The organism is Paenibacillus sambharensis (genome assembly GCF_003233845.1).
Taxonomy (GTDB): domain Bacteria; phylum Bacillota; class Bacilli; order Paenibacillales; family Paenibacillaceae; genus Paenibacillus_I; species Paenibacillus_I sambharensis.
Genome location: NZ_QKRB01000058.1, coordinates 56,787 through 71,915, shown reverse-complemented (window position 1 = coordinate 71,915; position 15,129 = coordinate 56,787). Strand labels below are relative to the sequence as shown.

Here is a 15,129-nt window from a genome sequence, read left to right as displayed (position 1 = left end):
ATTGTATAGTAATTCACGGGAATAGTTACTAGAGAAGGGGATAGGATTCATGGGAGGACAGGGAGAGCCGATCATCCGGTTTGAAGGTGTGACAAAGCGGTACGACGACGATACGGTCGTGCTGGATAATGTCAGCTTCGAAATCGAACGCGGCAAGTTTTACACGCTGCTTGGACCGTCCGGCTGCGGCAAGACAACGATACTCCGCCTCATCGCTGGTTTTACGGAACCATCGGAAGGCAACATCTGGCTCAGCGGACGCAATGTTAACCGGGTTCCTGCCAACAAGCGTCAGGTGAACACCGTATTTCAGGATTATGCGCTGTTTCCGCATCTGAATGTGTTTGAGAATGTGGCGTTTGGGCTGCGCATCAAGCGGCTGAACAAGCAGGTCATAACGGAGAAGGTCAGGGAGGCGCTTCGCTTCGTTAACCTGGCGGGGTATGAGAGCCGTGAAATCTCTGAGATGTCAGGCGGTCAGCGGCAGCGGGTGGCGATAGCCAGGGCCATCGTCAATGAGCCGGAGCTGATTCTGCTGGATGAGCCGCTGTCAGCGCTCGATCTGAAGCTGCGGACGGAGATGCAGTATGAGCTGCGCGAGCTGCAGCGCAGTCTTGGCATTACCTTCATCTTCGTCACGCATGACCAGGAAGAAGCGCTGGCGATGTCGGACGAAATCTTCGTGCTGAACCACGGCAAGATCCAGCAGAGCGGCACGCCGATTGATATATACGATGAGCCGATCAACCGCTTCGTAGCGGATTTCATCGGGGAATCCAACATTGTATCGGGCACGATGCTGGAGGACTACCTGGTCGAGTTTACCGGCCGGCGGTTTGAATGTGTCGATGGCGGCTTCCGTCCGAATGAGACGGTGGATGTAATCATCCGTCCCGAGGATCTGGAAGTGACGGAGCCGGAGGCCGGGCAGCTTCGGGTTAAGGTTGATTCCCAGCTGTTCCGCGGCGTGCATTACGAGATCTGCTGTTATGACTCCGCAGGCAATGAGTGGCTGGTGCATTCGACCCGCAGGGTGACAGTCGGCGCCGAGATCGGCCTGGCCTTTGACCCGGAAGCGATTCATATCATGCGGCATGGCGAGACAGAGGAAGCCTTCGACAAGCGGCTGGAGGCCTATCAGGGAGCCGGACATGCGGAATAGCCTGAAGAATGTTTATCTGATTCCATACTGCTTATGGATTCTGCTGTTCGTCGTGGCTCCAATTGTCCTTATCGTCTATTACTCGCTGTTTGATATCGAGGGAAATTTTACATTCGCCAATTATGCGAACTTCTTTACGCCCGTCTATATGAAAATGACGCTAAGCTCATTCTGGTATGCATTCCTGATCACGCTGTTCTCGCTGCTGATCGCATACCCGGCGGCTTACCTCTTGACGAAGACAAAGCATAAGCGGCTGTGGCTGATGCTGATTATTTTGCCATCGTGGATCAATCTGCTGCTTAAGGCGTATGCCTTCCTGGGCATCTTCGGCACCTACGGGGCAGCGAATGCACTGCTTGAGGTTCTGGGCATCGGGAGCCAGCAGATCCTCTTCACCGATTTCAGCTTCGTGTTCGTCTCGGTCTATATCTTCATTCCATTCATGATCCTGCCGGTCTTCAATGCGCTGGAGGAGATGAATACCGGACTGATTGATGCGGCCCGTGACCTGGGTGCGAGCGGCTGGACGACCTTCCGGCGCGTGGTGGTGCCGCTGACGATGAACGGGGTAAAAGCGGGCTGCCAGGCCGTCTTCATCCCGGCCCTGTCACTGTTCATGATCACCCGGCTCATCGCGGGCAACCGCGTGATCACGCTGGGAACGGCGATTGAGCAGCATTTTCTCGTTACACAGGACTGGGGTATGGGCGCGACGATCGCTGTATTCCTCATCATAGCTATGGCAGCTATCATGGTGCTGACCGGCGGCAGAAAGCGGGGGATCGAGCTTGAGAAATAAATGGAGACCCGCGAACCTGTATCTGGTTGCCGTGTTTGCGGTGCTGTATGCACCGATTTTCTATCTGATGTTCTACTCCTTCAACAGCGGCGGGACGATGCACGGCTTTGAGTCATTCACGTGGGAATGGTATGCGGAGGTGTTTCAGGACACACGCCTGCTTATCATCGTCTTGAACACGCTCGTTATTGCGCTGCTGTCGGCTGCGATCTCAACCATTCTCGGCGTCGTGGGTGCGCTGGCCATTACGCATGTCAGAAGGCACCGCAGAAGAAAAGCGCTGCTGTCGCTGAACAACGTGCTGATCGTCAGCCCGGATGTTATTATCGGCGCTTCGTTCCTGATTTTGTTCACGATGATCGGCATCCGTCTCGGCTTCACATCCGTACTGCTGTCGCATATTGCGTTCAGTGTGCCGATCGCGGTGCTGATGATTCTGCCGAAGCTGGAGGAAATGAGCCCGACGCTGGTAGATGCCGCCCGGGACCTCGGCGCAAGCCGTCTCGATGTGCTGACGAAGGTCATTCTGCCGTTTATCCGCCCGGGCATATTTGCCGGCTTCTTCATGGCGCTGACCTATTCGCTGGATGACTTCGCGGTTACGTTCTTCGTAACAGGCAACGGCTACGCGACGCTGGCAGTGGAGATTTACTCGCGGGCAAGGCAGGGGATTTCGCTGTCCATTAATGCGCTGTCGACACTGATCTTCCTGTTCACAATCATCCTTGTAACCGGCTATTACTTCATTAACCGCCGGGGCGCTAAGCAGGTCGGATGGGAGGCGGGCAAATGAAGCAGCTGGTCCAGATTTTTGCGTCGGTCATTATCATTGCCCTTGGCCTGCAGTACCTGGTCGTTTACCTGAATGCGGAGCAGGGCTACTCGGGCGATAACACGCTGACGGTATATAACTGGGGCGATTATATTGAGCCCGAGCTGATTGCGGAGTTTGAGGAAGAGACGGGAATCAAGGTCATCTACCAGACCTTTGATTCCAATGAGGCCATGCTGACGAAAATTCAGCAGGGCGGCACAACCTATGATATTGCAGTCCCTTCGGAGTATGCAATCAGCAAGATGAAGGAAGAGGAGCTGCTGCTGCCGATTGATCACAGCCTGATTCCGAATTTGAAGTATATCAATCCGAGGTTCCTGGACCTGTCCTTCGACAGAGGGAACGAGTACTCGATTCCTTATTTCTGGGGAACGGTGGGTATTATCTATAACGCTTCGCTGCTGCCGGAGGGCATTGAATTCGAGAGCTGGGATGATCTGTGGGATGACCGGCTGGACAATCAGATCCTGCTCGTCGACGGTGCGCGCGAGGTGATGGGCTTCGCCCTGAACAGCCTTGGCTATTCGCTGAACGATACGAATGAAGAGCATCTGCAGGAAGCCAAGCGCAAGCTCAATGAGCTTACGCCCAATGTGAAGGCTATCGTGGGCGATGAGATCAAGATGCTGCTGGCAGGCGAGGAAGCCGGAGCAGGTGTGGTATGGTCAGGCGATGCGGCGGAGATTATGGGCGAGAACGAGAACCTCGATTACGTGATTCCGAAGGAAGGCTCCAACCTGTGGTTCGATAATATGGTAATCCCGAAGACGGCGCGTAATATCGAGGGTGCCCATAAGTTCATTAACTTCATGCTGGAGCCGGACAATGCCGCCCGCAACGCCGAGTATGTCGGCTATTCCACACCGAATCAGGCGGCAATGGAGCTGCTCCCTGAGGAGATATCCGAGGATGAGCGCTTCTATCCCGATGAGGAGCTGACAGAGCGGCTGGAGGTCTACCGGAACCTGGGCAAGCGGATGCTGGCCCATTATAATGAATTGTTCCTGGAGTTCAAGATGCATCGGAAGTAAGTGGAAATGGCTGCGGCCAGCGTATGGAGGTATGACGCTGGCCGCAGTTTTTTTATTCGGACGTCTGTTCAATCCCGTATGACTTCCGTGCCCGCGATAAAATCATGCAGAGACCGTTTGTCTTCCCTGACGCCTACCATGATGGCACTCACAATTATGCCAATGCCGAGTGTAAGGCCATATACGATACCGGCTACTATATTTCGCATCAGCATGGTGCCGAGTCCAGGCGGATCCCCGTCTGTTTTTGTGATCCGAATCCCGCATATCCGTTTGCCAACGGTATAGCCACCCCACAGGATAGGCGTCAGCAGGCCGTACAGGAACGATAGAAAATCCGATAAATGCTCATCCTCCGAAGGCATTCCAGTAATCATCATTCCAAGAAGGGCCAGCGGAAGGCCGATTATAAGCCCGTCAAGTAGCGTGGCGCCGAGTCGTATCCAAAAGCCGGCTGGTTCATGTTCAACCATTCTGCACCCCCCTTAGTAGAATATAGTGCAGCTATAGGGGGTTATTTCCACAAAATTCCTGAGTTAACCTTGATTGATATCTCTCATGTATCCTGCCCATCATCCGGGCTATCCTCCGCCATACGCTCTACTAGGTGGGCTTTATCCAGCTCCTCCTGGCCCTTCAGCTGAATCTCTCTGATTGCTTCTTCAATATCCTGCTCTCCGTTGACCACCTTACGCAGTTCTGAACTTGCCAGCTTCATAAACGGTCCTGAGAATGTTGGCGGCATGCTGATATAAAATGGCTGCTCCTGGATATCCAGCGCATAGAACGGTTCATAGCTCACGCCGTCGCTGTTCTTGTTGTATTTGGTCCTGGTCTGTAGATTCCATGAGTCCGTGCGTGATGATGCCTTGGCCATCTGGTCGCTGTTTATGAATTCTACAAGCTTTACGGCGGCATCACGGTTCTGGCTGTCTTCCCTCACCGCATAGATCCCGCGCAGAGTGATAGAGCCATAATCAGGGTTTTGCGGATCAATTGGCTCTGCGATCATTCCCCAATTAAAGGACGTGTAGCCAGAGATCAGCTGCTTGGCCTGGCCAAGGGAGTAGCCCAGTTCCGGTCCGGCCAATGCCATAGCTATTTTGCCCGTCACGAACGGATTCCTGGCAAGATTTGAATCAGCTAGCTCCTGCTTCTCCAGATGCTCGGGAGTATGAATGGCACCTGACTTGAAGGCTTCAGTCGTTATGCTGAGGATTTCTCTCCATCTCGGGGAATTCATCACGAGCTTTTCCCTTGAATGATCGGCGAAGTCCAGTCCTTGTCTGATTCCGATGACTAATCCAAGATCGAAGGGGTCGGACGAACCCCACTCAAAGCCGAAGGTTCTGTCAGCGCCCTGTCCGTCAGCCGGGAATCTCAAGGCCAGTTCCAGAAGCTCCCTCCAAGTCAGCTTGCCTGAAGGAGGGCTGATCTGATGTTTATCAAACAAATCCTTATTATAATAGATCGCGCTTCCGCTGAAGATGGGGGATAGTCCTTTCAAGGTTCCGCCTCCCATGTTACGCAGCAGACGGAGTGCGGATGGGAGCAGGTCTTCGGCATGGAATTCTTCAACCTGCAGAATATGTTCGAGATCCAGTAACCGGTTGTCCAAGGCCAGATGCTTGTATTGAACTTTATCGAGCACCAGCACATCGGGTTGTTCCCGCTCAATATATTCATCCAGGGCTGTGTTGGGATCAATACCGGCTCCTCTGCTCAAGCTGTCTGTGTCAGCGACTTCGATTTCAATATCCGGATACAGCGTATTAAACAGGTTGCCATATTCGCGAAAAAACTGCTCTTCATCCCAGAACATAACCTTCACTTTCCCTTTGGAGGCGGGAGGCTCGGAAGTGCATCCGGCAAGAACTAGGCACAAAATAATTAATAAGGATACTGCATACAAACTCCTCCGCTTGCACGTACCTGAACAAAGCTGTGACCAGAACATGAACTAAACCTGCTTTCTATCCAATTATTATATAAATATATTAATTATATATAAGATACCACATATTGTATTTACCCTGCCAGTCAGCAACAAAGAGCAGCCAGCTTCAATTGTTTCAACTGAATCAGTCAGGCTTCGTCTCTCTTGACATAATTTATGTCGGGTGCTACGATAATGACATAAATTATGTCAAGGGGTGTTTCTTTTGAGGGATAAGCTTACTACCAGGACGGTACTAGAGTATTTAGTTATGCTTAACGAGCAGTCTTATTCTGGAATAGGGCGTGCGTTAAACATCACCCCGCAGCAGTTTTCGGATTGGATCAAGAAGCGCAGACCTATTCCATTGGAAAGGCTGAAGGCACTTGCGAACTATTTTTCAGTTCCGGAGGTGGTGCTTGTTGATGACGAATATTATGCAAAGCACCTGACTGCCTTCGCCAAGATTGAGCTTCATATGCTGCTGCTGGATCAGAAAATATCCGCTATGGAAACAGAAGGGGCAGAGGAAGAGGATATCATTCCTTACCAGGGGAAGAAGCTGCGGCTTCGCAGGGAGCTTGCGGACCAGATTCGTCTCGAGAAGGTAGCTGCAGCTCTGGAACAGGGGGATGAACGGGTTGGGGTGATAGTGGATGCCATCCTTGATGGACTTAAAGACGGCAGGGTCGAAGAACTTTTAAACAAGGTACAGGAAGGCAGGGTGAATCCATGAGCACAGCCGTTTATATCAATCATTCCAGCTGGGATTATCTTGGCAAGAATCAGGACGTCCCTTATGATGGTGCTTACTTCTTCACGAATCCAAAGGGGCTGATGAAGTCGGCCATGATTATGCCGCCCGATCTTCCAATGGAATGGGTCAGTAAGTATGGCAGCTTGACCGTCTCGCAGATTGGGAAGGAATTGCCCCATGGAGGGATGAATGAGGCAGGCTTGGTGGTTGAACAGACAACGCTCTGGCCGTCCACCTACCCGCAGGATCAGAACAAACCGGCCATTGGTGAGCTGCAGTGGATCCAGCTTATGCTGGATACATGCGCTTCTGTCGAGGAAGTGATCGACACAGCTGCTAGTGTACGAATTGTGAATCCGACCTCCCGTCTTCACTATATGGTATGTGACCGAACAGGGCGAAATGCGATTGTAGAATTCATGCAGGAGACCCCGACCATCTATCAGGGGGAGACGCTTTCGGTACCCGTAATGACGAATACTTCATATCCGGCAGCCGTCCAATACCTGGACAACGGCGATGGACAATGGCTGATGGACCTTGATCAGTATGATCGTGATTCAATGGAACGGTTCATACGGGCGGCAGCTTATCTGGAGAAGCCGTCAGCGGAAATCGGGTTTGCTCTCGATCTTCTTAAGGCGGCAGCAAGGGAGGATACCGCTTTCAGTCTGATATATGATATGAAGAATCTGGAGGTCCATTATACCTCTAAACGCCACCCTGATCTGAAAAAGACCAGCCTCCAAGAAATGGATTTCTCTAGCGCTTCACCTATAGTTATTAACCTCCAGCAATCCGGAGAATGTCTGCCGGAACCCTATAGCCCAGCTTTGAATCGCTCAATAGTGGAATCGTTCTTTCGTAGCCCGGAGTTGACGGCTGCATTTGGTTGGAACATAACTGATAACATGATTTCCTATATAGCATTCACGCCGGATACCTATGAATTCACGGAATAAGCCGTGTTATTAAGCCCTAATATTTAATAATCTTAACTCTTTTCGACAAAATCCTTTATTTATTTAACAAAATAACAATACAAACGTTAACGTACGTTTACACTGCGGCAGTATGCTTGTCCTCGAGGGTATTAAAACTGTTGAGGAGTTGAGCACTTTTGAGCAAGAACATTGACCGCAAGACGTTTCTTTCCTACCTTGGTACCGGCGCAGCTGCACTGGCAGCCGCATCTGCAGGTTTGGGCACACTGGAGGGCAAGGCTTCCGCTGCGTCCAAGACAGCTGACCATCTGTTCGGCTTCAACACGAACCGCGTAAGCGGCTATTTTGACCCTATCGAACCTTCCAAAGAAGATAAATTAATCCTTCCAAAAAACTTTAAATATGACGTAGTAGCTGCTTATGACGATGTAATTAACGAGGCGGGCGAGAAGTTCGGTTCGGGCTGCGATTATAATGCCTTCTTCCCGCTTCAAGGCTCCAGCTCGCGCGGTCTGCTGGCAACAAACCATGAATATGTAACGTTCTTCCAGATTGGCAATGTTGACGGCAAGCCGACGAAGGAGCAGGTTGATAAGGCTCTGTACTATCAGGGTATGTCTGTTATTGAAGTGTACCGCGATTCGAACGGCACTTGGAAAATGGATCCGCGTTCCCAGTATGCCCGCCGCATTAATGGCTACAGCAAGTTCGAGCTGACGGGCCCGGCCAAAGGTTCTAAGGCAGTTAGCGGTGCTACAACGGTTCAGGGCACATTTGCCAACTGTTCCGGCGGCGTAACGCTGTGGAACACGGTCCTCTCCTGTGAAGAGAACTTCTCGGATACAGCGGAAGAAGCGAAGCTTCCGGATACGCATTATGGCTGGGTCATTGAGATTGATCCGTTTGACAAAGGGTATCTGAAGAAGCATACGGCACTTGGCCGCTTCAACCATGAGAACACGGCGATGGGTGTTGCGAAGGATGGACGCGTTGTTGTGTACATGGGCGATGACAAGAAGGATGCTTGTGTCTACAAATTTGTCAGCAATGGCAAATATAATGCCTCCCTGGGCCGCGGTAACGCGAAGCTGCTGGAGGAAGGCACGCTGTATGTGGCGGACCTGAAGAAGGGCAAATGGCTGCCGATGACGATTGAAGCGGTGACGAAGGCGCTCGAGAAAGGCACGCCTGAGATGAAGGAGAAATTCAAGTCGCAGGCTGATGTAGTGACTTACTGCCATGAAGCGGCTATGCTCGTTGGCGGCACACCAACTGACCGTCCGGAGGATATTGAAATTTCTCCTTTCGATAACACGGTCTTCATCTGCCACACGAACAATGACAAGCATGGCAACATCCATGGTCATATTACACGTATCTTCGAAAATGGCGACGATCTCGGCGCGCTTGAGTTCGACTTCGAAATCTTCGCAGCTGGCGGCAGACAATCCGGCTTCAGCTCCCCGGACAACCTGGCGTTCGATTCGAACGGCAACCTGTGGGTGGTAACGGATATCTCGACGAGCAGCCATAACACGGGCGTGTACAAAACGTTTATGAACAACGGCCTGTTCGTTATTCCGACTGTCGGACCGAACAAAGGTGTAGCGATGCAGTTCGCCTCCGGCCCGGTTCATTCCGAGCTGACCGGCCCGTTCTTCACGCCGGATGAGCAGACGCTGTTCCTGTCCATCCAGCATCCGGGTGAAATGACGACGGACCTGAACAACCCGACGAGCACATGGCCGCACCGTCCGGGCGACAAAATCGCGCGCTGTGGCGTTGTAGCGATTTCCGGCTTTAAGCTGGGCTAAGCAAGCTTCACAAACCGCTGCTCCTGACTGCTCCAATCTGATTATTAACTGTGTTTAACCATTTACAGCCGCGAACTGCTTTCGCGGCTGTATCTAATCCACATTCATGAAGAGGAGATGACATCATGCCATTCGGTTCCATTGGTATTCCTGGACTGCTGCTGATTTTGGTGATTGCACTCATTATTTTTGGACCATCCAAGCTTCCAGAGCTGGGCAAAGCGTTTGGACGCACGCTGAGCGAGTTCAAATCGGCCACCCGAGGCCTTGTAAGTAACGACGAAGACGAGAAGAAGAAGGACGCGGAGAAGGTAGAGACGGCCGCGCTGCCTAACAAGTAAGATGGATAAGAACGCCAATGACATGAATGTATTCGGGCATCTGGAGGAAATGCGGTCAAGGCTGATCCGGACGCTGATTGCCTTTGTGGTCTCCATGGCAGCGGCCTTCCTCTATGTCGGGGATATTTATGACTGGCTGGTAAGGGGAATGGATCAGAAGCTGGCCGTGCTCGGCCCTTCCGATGTTCTGTGGGTGTATTTCATGATTGCCGGTGTGGTGGCCATAGCGGTTACCCTGCCAATCGCGGCTTATCAGGTATGGAGGTTCGTTCAGCCGGCCGTTCCGGATCAAGCCAGAAAGTCCACACTGATGTTCATTCCAGCGATCAGCATTCTGTTCCTGGTCGGGATATCGTTTGGCTATTTTATCTTGTTCCCGATGGTACTGCACTTCATGCAAAACATGGCCGCGGATGATTTCACCATTATGTACACGGCGCAGAAGTACTTCACGTTCATGATCCACATGACACTGCCGTTCGGGCTGCTGTTCGAAATGCCGGCCGTGGTCATGTTCCTGACGAAGCTCGGCATCTTGAATCCGATGAAGCTGGCCAAGGTCCGCAAGCTGGCATACTTCGTGCTTGTAATTATCGCTGTAACCGTAACCCCGCCGGACTTCCTGTCCGATATTATGGTCATCGTGCCGCTGTTCCTGCTGTACGAGATCAGCATCTCGATCTCCAGGCTGGTCTACCGCAAGCAGCTCGCAGCTGCTGAGGACAGTGATGGGGAGAACCTGAAGCCTTCGGCTTAAGGGGAACATCTATTGCATTGTACTTCATAGTAAAGAAACCAAGCCCGTCAGGCCTTGCCTGGCGGGCTTGGTTTCTTTGGGCTGGCTTGTTCGAAATCATTGACCTGATAGTAGGAAAAATATACTGAAAGACCTCTTCACTATCTGTAAATTTGTGCCGATTAATAAAAGGTATTACCAAATAGGGTTTCCAACAACATCTTGGGAGGAACATCAATGCGAGGAAACAAGAAAAAGACGCTTGCACTCGTGCTAGCGCTGGCTTTACCGTTCCAGGGATTAGTGCCTGTGTCGGCATATGCCATGGCAATAACAACGCCGTCCGCACCAAGCTACACAGTCAAAACTTTTGGCGGTTCCAGCGATGAACGAGCTATGAGCATGGCGATTCAGCCTGATGGCAGCTATGTTGCGGCAATTAATACGCGGTCTTATGACCGCAATTTGGCAGGTGTATTCACGGAGAAGGATATTCGTTACACCATGCTGATGCTTGTTAAATACGACAGCAAGCACATTATGCAGTGGAAGAAATCCGTTAACCTGCCTATCGAGCAATACGGCAGACTTGCGCTTAAGGCAACGTCTGAAGGCGGCTATATAGCTGCTGGGGTTAGTCAAGGATCTATTTTTCTGTTAAAGCTGGATGCCAACGGCAATCAGCAGTGGCTTCAGGTCTATAAGGGCGGCACGCACGATGATGCGTATGATGTAATTGAATCAGAGGACGGTCACTACGTTATTACAGGCAGCACAAGGGCTAATGAGGGAATCTTTGCCGGGCTAAATAGCTTTAAAAACTATGGAAGTCTATCCGAGTCCAGCCGCTCCAGCAGCGCATTTATTATGAAAGTGCGGGCGGCTGATGGCGTTCCGGTCTGGACGAAGGTTTTTGGCGGCAATAGCACCGACAGTGCTCATGCTGTTGCAGAGATGGATGGCAGCTATGTCGTGATGGGTCAAACCGCATCCTCACAGCATGACTTTCAACATTTTAGCGGGGGCGACTACGATCTGTTCCTTGCTAAATTCGATAAACTGACAGGTGACCTGCTAGAGGCTCCACAATCCTATGAGGGTTCGCAGCGTGAGGATCTCAATAAGATGATCAAGACACAGAGCGGGGAACTGATCATAACGGGCACGTCTGATTCTGTGGACGGACAGCTCGCAGCGGGCAGCGGCCGTGCATTCCTTGCCAAATATAACAGCATGGGCAGCTTGTTGTGGTCAACGAGATTTGCAGCAGCCGACAGCCATCCAATGGACATTGTCGAACTGGGACCGGACCAATTGGCCGTCGCGGTATACGAGAACGGAGAATCGGTGGTTTACCTTGTGAACACCACGGACCCCGAAAATGTCCAGTTTACAAAAGAATCTCTGCTTCCCGGTGTTTTCCTCAGTGCCCTAGCAGGAAATACAGACAGCTGGTATGGCGTAGGTACATCGGAACTCAGCGACGGTGCAATGACAGGATTAAATAAAGGTGCCGGTGATGCGGTACTGTTCCGTACGAATTACCCGATGACGGATCAAGAAGCTGTAACGGAGTCAGCCAACGATCTGAATCTGGCTTATGCTCATATGGATTCCCAGCACTGGGTAACCCAGGACATTATACTGCCGTCAGCAGGAGACTTCGGAACAACACTTGCGTGGGAAAGCAATCATCCCGCTCTGGTTATTGATCCAGCCTCCGGTAAGGCTGTTGTCAATCGTCCAGCGTCATATGAAACGGATGTGAACGTGACACTGACGTTAACGGCTTCGTTGAACGGACAGACTGCTTCACAGCAAATTGTGGTCACTGTCAAGAAGCAGTCGCTATGGCAAACATATGCGCAGTCGTCGGAAACAAATCCGCTCAGAACCGACAAGTTTGCCATTGATGCTTCAACCGGCACACTATATACCGCTTTCGGGATGACGATCAATAAGAAAACAGATGGCGCTGACCTGTGGACAGAGCTTCCCCTGATCCCTGCTAATCCGGAAGAAGAATATTCAGAAATTGTAGGCATTGCAGTATCGGGTGATGGTACGCTCTATGCCTCCAGATATTATTATCTGTTCGGTGACAGCACCTCGCACTATGAACTTATAGCTCTTCAGCCGGACCAGAGCTGGACTATCATCAGTGAAGACATTCCTGAGGTATCTACTCCTGATTCAAGCTGGGGGAGCGAAATTGACCGCAGTTTTGGAGAGCTTGTGGTTGATGGAGATAAAGTATATCAGAATATCACCTACATCTACCGGAATGATCAATATGAGTGGTTCTATAACAATATTATCGCACGCTGGGATGGAACTAGCTGGGCAGATGTATCTCCTGCTGCTGATGGTCATGTTATGTCGTATACCGTCCATGGGGGATTTATATACTCTGTTATCTCGGGCTACGAAGGTATCAGTCTACATGTAGGAGATGGAACAAACACGTGGGTGAACCAGCCGTTTGCATACGGGCAGGATCAGCCAGCTCCGCGGCAAGGAGCATCTATTGTTATAGATGCTGAAGGTTATGTCTATGTTCTGGACAGCGAAACACCATACGGGCAGTACGTTTGGAAAGGCCAGATGAGTCCGTTCCAGCAGGGGATTAACTGGACGAGTATGGACGATTCATACAGGTTCCACTATCCGAAGAGTCTGGCTGTATACGGAGGGTATCTCTACCTTTTGGAGGGTGGTAAGGATTCAAATATAATACGCAGGCCATTTAACGCTGTGTTGCCTGATCCGGTCGAGGTCCCGGAACCGGAGACAGGGCCGGGAACAGGAACCGGAGAAACGCCAGCACCGCCAGTGACAGAGCCAAGCACAGGAACAGGCGAGACACCGGCGACGCCAGTGCCCGAGCCAAGCACAGGAACGGGCGAGACGCCGGTGCCTCCGGTAACAGAGCCAAACACAGGAACGGGCGGGACGCCGGTGCCTCCGGTAACAGAGCCGGAAACAGGAACGGGCGGGACGCCGGTGCCTCCGGTAACAGAGCCGGAAACAGGAACAGGCGGGACGCCGGTACCTCCGGTAACAGAGCCGGAAACAGAAACAGGCGGGACGCCGGTACCTCCAGTGACAGGACCAGGCACGGGAACAGGCAGCGGCACTAACACGCCAGCAGCAGCTCCATCTTCGACACTGCCGGTTGTTATTGGCGGACAGAGCAAGGAGATCCCAGGCTCCATTGCTTCAGGACAGAAGGATGGCCGGAAGGAGCTTGTTGTTACAATTGATTCGAAGAAGCTGCAGGATGAACTGAATTCCGGTCAAACCGGAACAACCGTCATGCTGCCGGTCAGCGGCCAAAGCTCGCAGGTCTCTAATATCGAGTTGAATGCGGCCCTTGTGAAGGCTATGGAAGCGAAGTCGTCTGTGCTTGAAATCAGAACAGACCAGGCAATCTATATTTTACCGGCGAAAGATATGTTAATTGACCAAGTTATTCAGCAGTTTGGCAGCGGTATTAACAATGAAGATGTTAAAATGACCATTCGCATTGCCGAGCCGAACGCAGCAGAGCAAGCAGCAATTAATAGTGCGATCGGCAAGCAGAAGGCTGTTATTGTGGTACCTGGCGTTTCCTTTGAAATAACAGCCAGCTACAATGGTACAAGTGTAAGTCTGAACAGCTTCAAGCAGTATATTGAGCGGCGTATCCCGATACCTGCGGGGGTTGATCCTTCGAAGATTACGACAGGTGTAGTCGTGGACCCGGACGGCGTGGTGCGTCACGTACCTACTAGAGTCATTGTTGAGGACGGCATATACTACGCGGAAATCAACAGTTTGACGAACAGCTTGTACTCCGTAGTATGGAATCCAATTGAATTTGCCGATGTGGCGGGGCATTGGGCCAAAGAGGCTGTGAATGACATGGGCTCCCGTATGGTAATCTCTGGCGTGAGCGAAGGGGTATTTGAGCCAAAGCGTGATATCTCACGTGCCGAATTTGCGGCGATACTTGTACGCGGATTGGGCTTGAAGCCGGCGTCGGGCAAGACAGGCTTTACGGATGTACAGGCCTCTGATTGGTTTGCCGCCTATGTCAATACGGCAACCAAGTATGAGCTGATTAACGGCTATGGCAAAGGCGTATTTGCTCCAGATCAGCCAATCACCCGCGAAGAAGCGATGACCATGGTGGCAAGAGCAGCTCGTATTGCCAGTCTGACAGCGGACGGTGAAAATGCAGGCCAGTCATTAAGCGTATTCGAGGATGGCAGTGCTATACGGGCTTGGGCGCAAGAAGCGGCAGCGCTCTGCGTAGATAATGGTCTCGTAAAGGGCAAGGGCAACAATAAGCTTGCTCCAAAGGATAATATTACAAGAGCAGAGGTTGCTACCATGGTAAGAAACCTTCTGCAGAAGGCTGATTTGATTTAATGCGTTGTCAATAATACCTCTTGAGTATTACATGCGCCAGCCGCCGGCATTTCAGCCGGCGGCTGGCTTTTTGTGCGGTTGCGGTCTATAGGGTGATGGTTCCTGCTGGGGGAACGCTTATCTAAGATGGAAACTTGAATCCATAACATGCATCCCAGGAGGATATGAACTCCGCTGGTATAGATCTTAATTCCGCTCGCACTGAGCACGATTCCTGTGAGGAAACCCAATATGATGATGACCGCAGCTTCAATATAAGGTAGGTCCATCCTTTTCCACTCCTTGGTGTATGTGGTTTGCCGAGCGTGTGTTATAGGCAGATTAGAGTAAAAAACCTTCGGACAGCGCGGCTGCCCGA

The 15,129-nt window shown here is 51.5% G+C and carries 13 protein-coding genes; 10 read left to right on the top strand and 3 right to left on the bottom strand.

Annotation, left to right across the window (positions count from 1 at the left end):
* Positions 1-49: 49 nt before the first annotated feature.
* The 4 genes from DNH61_RS24445 to DNH61_RS24430 are packed head-to-tail and all read left to right on the top strand — an operon-like array spanning position 50 to position 3,830.
* On the top strand, positions 50-1,162 hold the full coding sequence (locus tag DNH61_RS24445; protein WP_111149543.1) for an ABC transporter ATP-binding protein: 1,113 nt from the start codon (positions 50-52) through the stop codon (positions 1,160-1,162).
* The gene (locus DNH61_RS24440) at positions 1,152-1,964 is read left to right on the top strand and encodes an ABC transporter permease (protein WP_111149541.1); all 813 of its coding nucleotides are present in this window, start codon (positions 1,152-1,154) and stop codon (positions 1,962-1,964) included. Before DNH61_RS24445 ends, DNH61_RS24440 begins: the two co-directional genes overlap by 11 nt.
* On the top strand, positions 1,954-2,757 hold the full coding sequence (locus DNH61_RS24435) for an ABC transporter permease (protein WP_111149539.1): 804 nt from the start codon (positions 1,954-1,956) through the stop codon (positions 2,755-2,757). Before DNH61_RS24440 ends, DNH61_RS24435 begins: the two co-directional genes overlap by 11 nt.
* Positions 2,754-3,830 carry an ABC transporter substrate-binding protein gene (locus DNH61_RS24430; RefSeq protein WP_111149537.1) on the top strand — a complete coding sequence of 359 codons (1,077 nt, stop codon included), beginning with the start codon at positions 2,754-2,756 and terminating at the stop codon, positions 3,828-3,830. The genes DNH61_RS24435 and DNH61_RS24430 overlap by 4 nt, the downstream gene beginning before the upstream one ends.
* Before the next feature lie 68 nt (positions 3,831-3,898).
* On the opposite strand, the gene DNH61_RS24425 is transcribed toward DNH61_RS24430, so the two are convergent.
* Complete coding sequence (locus DNH61_RS24425) at positions 3,899-4,303, bottom strand: RDD family protein (protein WP_111149535.1); 405 nt, start codon at positions 4,301-4,303, stop codon at positions 3,899-3,901.
* An 83-nt stretch (positions 4,304-4,386) separates the two neighbouring features.
* Complete coding sequence (locus DNH61_RS24420; protein WP_181438857.1) at positions 4,387-5,652, bottom strand: ABC transporter substrate-binding protein; 1,266 nt, start codon at positions 5,650-5,652, stop codon at positions 4,387-4,389.
* A gap of 340 nt (positions 5,653-5,992) precedes the next feature.
* Between DNH61_RS24420 and DNH61_RS24415 the strand changes: the two genes are divergently transcribed.
* The 6 genes from DNH61_RS24415 (at position 5,993) to DNH61_RS24390 (ending at position 14,771) form a co-directional block, all read left to right on the top strand.
* Positions 5,993-6,502 (top strand): helix-turn-helix domain-containing protein, encoded by a 510-nt coding sequence (locus tag DNH61_RS24415; RefSeq protein WP_425452316.1) that lies wholly within the window; start codon positions 5,993-5,995, stop codon positions 6,500-6,502.
* Positions 6,499-7,485: a linear amide C-N hydrolase gene (locus DNH61_RS24410; RefSeq protein ID WP_111149529.1), complete on the top strand. Its 987-nt coding sequence runs from the start codon at positions 6,499-6,501 to the stop codon at positions 7,483-7,485. Before DNH61_RS24415 ends, DNH61_RS24410 begins: the two co-directional genes overlap by 4 nt.
* A gap of 158 nt (positions 7,486-7,643) precedes the next feature.
* A complete protein-coding gene (locus DNH61_RS24405; protein WP_181438856.1) occupies positions 7,644-9,281 on the top strand; it encodes a PhoX family protein in 1,638 nt (545 codons plus the stop codon).
* A 125-nt stretch (positions 9,282-9,406) separates the two neighbouring features.
* Complete coding sequence (locus DNH61_RS24400; protein WP_111149527.1) at positions 9,407-9,622, top strand: twin-arginine translocase TatA/TatE family subunit; 216 nt, start codon at positions 9,407-9,409, stop codon at positions 9,620-9,622.
* A 1-nt stretch (position 9,623) separates the two neighbouring features.
* A complete protein-coding gene (gene tatC / locus DNH61_RS24395) occupies positions 9,624-10,379 on the top strand; it encodes a twin-arginine translocase subunit TatC (RefSeq protein WP_111149525.1) in 756 nt (251 codons plus the stop codon).
* A gap of 216 nt (positions 10,380-10,595) precedes the next feature.
* The gene (locus tag DNH61_RS24390; protein ID WP_111149523.1) at positions 10,596-14,771 is read left to right on the top strand and encodes an S-layer homology domain-containing protein; all 4,176 of its coding nucleotides are present in this window, start codon (positions 10,596-10,598) and stop codon (positions 14,769-14,771) included.
* Here DNH61_RS24390 and DNH61_RS24385 read toward each other — a convergent pair.
* On the bottom strand, positions 14,768-15,040 hold the full coding sequence (locus DNH61_RS24385) for a hypothetical protein (protein WP_111149522.1): 273 nt from the start codon (positions 15,038-15,040) through the stop codon (positions 14,768-14,770). The two genes, DNH61_RS24390 and DNH61_RS24385, sit on opposite strands and share 4 nt — an antisense overlap.
* Positions 15,041-15,129 lie beyond the last annotated feature (89 nt).

Bases quoted from the DNA above. Each gene is read 5' to 3' on its own strand.
- DNH61_RS24385 (WP_111149522.1), bottom strand. From the start codon at position 15,040: ATGGACCTACCTTATATTGAAGCTGCGGTCATCATCATATTGGGTTTC.
- tatC (WP_111149525.1), top strand. From the start codon at position 9,624: ATGGATAAGAACGCCAATGACATGAATGTATTCGGGCATCTGGAGGAA.
- DNH61_RS24390 (WP_111149523.1), top strand. From the start codon at position 10,596: ATGCGAGGAAACAAGAAAAAGACGCTTGCACTCGTGCTAGCGCTGGCT.
- DNH61_RS24420 (WP_181438857.1), bottom strand. From the start codon at position 5,652: ATGTTCTGGGATGAAGAGCAGTTTTTTCGCGAATATGGCAACCTGTTT.
- DNH61_RS24440 (WP_111149541.1), top strand. From the start codon at position 1,152: ATGCGGAATAGCCTGAAGAATGTTTATCTGATTCCATACTGCTTATGG.
- DNH61_RS24425 (WP_111149535.1), bottom strand. From the start codon at position 4,303: ATGGTTGAACATGAACCAGCCGGCTTTTGGATACGACTCGGCGCCACG.
- DNH61_RS24430 (WP_111149537.1), top strand. From the start codon at position 2,754: ATGAAGCAGCTGGTCCAGATTTTTGCGTCGGTCATTATCATTGCCCTT.
- DNH61_RS24410 (WP_111149529.1), top strand. From the start codon at position 6,499: ATGAGCACAGCCGTTTATATCAATCATTCCAGCTGGGATTATCTTGGC.
- DNH61_RS24400 (WP_111149527.1), top strand. From the start codon at position 9,407: ATGCCATTCGGTTCCATTGGTATTCCTGGACTGCTGCTGATTTTGGTG.
- DNH61_RS24445 (WP_111149543.1), top strand. From the start codon at position 50: ATGGGAGGACAGGGAGAGCCGATCATCCGGTTTGAAGGTGTGACAAAG.